The organism is Verrucomicrobiota bacterium (assembly GCA_016871535.1).
Lineage (GTDB): Bacteria > Verrucomicrobiota > Verrucomicrobiia > Limisphaerales > SIBE01 > VHCZ01.
Map to the genome: position 1 here is coordinate 1 of VHCZ01000459.1, position 1,541 is coordinate 1,541.

The 1,541-nt window shown below is 59.5% G+C and carries 1 protein-coding gene; it reads left to right on the top strand.

Annotated elements, in window-relative coordinates; genetic code table 11:
* Positions 1-207 precede the first annotated feature (207 nt).
* Positions 208-1,416 carry a terpene cyclase/mutase family protein gene (locus tag FJ398_27585; GenBank protein ID MBM3841638.1) on the top strand — a complete coding sequence of 403 codons (1,209 nt, stop codon included), beginning with the start codon at positions 208-210 and terminating at the stop codon, positions 1,414-1,416.
* The last annotated feature ends 125 nt before the right edge of the window (positions 1,417-1,541 follow it).

Genomic DNA, 1,541 nt, shown 5'->3' on the forward strand with positions numbered 1-1,541 from the left:
GCCGAATTTTGCCTGGGGCTGCGTTGCTCCTCGGTCACAGCCCCACTGGCGGGGGATGCTCGCTCGTCGCGCCTTGCCCCAGGCCAAATTGGGCGCAACGAACGTGAGCGTATTTACGAAACGGACCCCTTAGTGTGTTTGGTGGGCAAAACTGCAAAACTTGAATTCTCGTTTGGCAGCGACGCTGTCCTCGATTAGGGTCGAACTATGACGACTCGCCTGGCGAAATGGCCTCAGCTCGCAAGAGTTTCCCTGATCGCCCCTGTGACTCTCTTCATCGCTGCCGTGACGATGTGCCTTGCCGCCGAACCGCGTGAGGCCACGCGCCTCAACGTTTCGTCCGAAAACCTTTCCCTCCGCAACGAAGTCGAACGGGCCATCGCGAAGGGCTTGACCTGGCTGGAGAAGCACCAAGACCCGAAAGGATTCTGGACGACGGGCGACAACCCGGCGGTGACCGCCCTGGCGCTCGTGGCTTTCCAGGGCCGCCCCGGACGCGACGCGAATGCCGCGCTGCCCGAAGCGGTGAAGAAGGGTTATGACTACCTCTTGGACTGCATCCAACCCGACGGCGGCATCTATCGCAAAGACATGCCGAATTACAACACGGCCGTTTCGATGATGGCCTTGCTCGCGGCCAGTCGCGCCGAGTACAAACCGATTCTCGTCAAGGCGCGCCAGTTCATCATTGGACTGCAGTCGGACTTCGGCGAGCCGGGCAAGGCCGATGACCTCTTTGACGGCGGGATCGGGTACGGGAACCGCTACAAGCACTCCGACATGTCGAATACCTTGCTGGCGTTGGAGGCGCTTTATTACAGCAAGCCGTTGGTCGAGGATGAGACGCTGGTCGGCGCGCGCGATCTGAATTGGGCGGCGGCCATTCAATTCATCCAGAATTGCCAGAATCTTCCCGAACACAACCAACAGAAATGGGTCGCGGACGATCCGCAGAACAAAGGCGGTTTCGTGTATTACCCCGGAAACAGCATGGCCGGGGAAACCAATCTCTCCTCGGGCCGGGTTGCGCTCCGGTCCTACGGGAGCATCAGCTACGCGGGCTTGATGAGTTACATTTACGCCGGACTGAAACCGGAGGATCCGCGCGTGAAAGCGGTCTTCGACTGGCTGCGGAGCAATTACACGTTGGACGAAAACCCCGGCATGGGACCGCAAGGCCTGTTCTTCTATTTTCACACGATGGCCAAAGCGCTCACGCTCGCGGATGTGGACCAACTCGACAACGCTGACGGCAAGCGGATCCATTGGCGAAAGGAGCTCGCGTTGCGGCTGATCAACCTGCAGAAGGCCAATGGCTCGTGGGCCAACGACAACGGTCGCTGGTGGGAAAAGGAACCGGCGCTCGTGACCGCTTACGCCGTCATTTCCCTGGAGCTGATCCAGCGCCGGCTTTAGGGTCTGTGCAAAAATAAATTCCGGTTTTGCTGGAGGCGATTTCGCTTTCTGGCGAGGCACGACGAAGGAGCATAGCCAGGGCTCTGCGACTGAGGAGAAACGAAGCCAGAAAGCGAAATCGCCCC

Excerpts from the sequence above, each read along its gene's own strand:
- FJ398_27585 (MBM3841638.1), top strand. The coding sequence starts at position 208 with ATGACGACTCGCCTGGCGAAATGGCCTCAGCTCGCAAGAGTTTCCCTG.